Annotated in this window: 1 protein-coding gene and 1 pseudogene; both read left to right on the top strand. The window is 45.2% G+C overall.

Annotated features, from left to right (window positions below; translation table 11 throughout):
* On the top strand, nt 1–404 hold a 404-nt coding region (locus AB4496_RS27800), incomplete at its 5' end, for a DNA translocase FtsK (protein ID WP_372133243.1).
* Between the two features lie 75 nt (nt 405–479).
* Nucleotides 480–626, top strand: a pseudogene (locus tag AB4496_RS27805) (outer membrane lipoprotein carrier protein LolA); the annotation flags it as partial.

Raw genomic sequence — 626 nt, forward strand, 5'->3', positions numbered from 1 at the left:
GTATGGGTGATATGTTGTACTTGCCACCGGGTTCAAGCCACACAACTCGTGTACACGGCGCATTTGCATCTGATGATGATGTACATGCGGTCGTGAATAACTGGAAAGCACGCGGTAAGCCAAACTATATTGAAGAGATTACTAACGGCGACCAAACCCCAGAAACACTGTTACCAGGTGAGAAAATGGAAGGCGATGAAGAAGTCGATCCTCTGTTTGATCAAGTTGTCGAACACGTTGTCCATTCACGTCGTGGTTCAGTTTCTGGTGTGCAACGTCGATTTAAGATCGGCTACAACCGTGCCGCACGAATTGTTGAGCAATTAGAAGCTCAAGGTATTGTCAGTGCTCCAGGACATAACGGTAACCGAGAAGTCTTGGCGCCCGCGCCACCAAAAGATTAGTTCCAATAGGAACTCATAACTATTCAGTCGGTCAAAACCAAAACATGACCGACTTATGTTCTAACAGGATTATTGATGAAAAAAGTATTCGCACTTTTATTTATGAGCTTCTCAGTATTTGCTTCTCCGAAAGAAGAGTTGAGTAGCCGCTTGTCGCTGAATGCAGGTTTTAGCGCTGACTTTAAACAAGTTGTCACCAGCCCTGACGGTGATGTTGTGATG

It is taken from the genome of Vibrio sp. 10N.222.46.A1, assembly GCF_041473595.1.
In the GTDB taxonomy this organism is placed as follows: Bacteria; Pseudomonadota; Gammaproteobacteria; order Enterobacterales; family Vibrionaceae; genus Vibrio; species Vibrio tasmaniensis_A.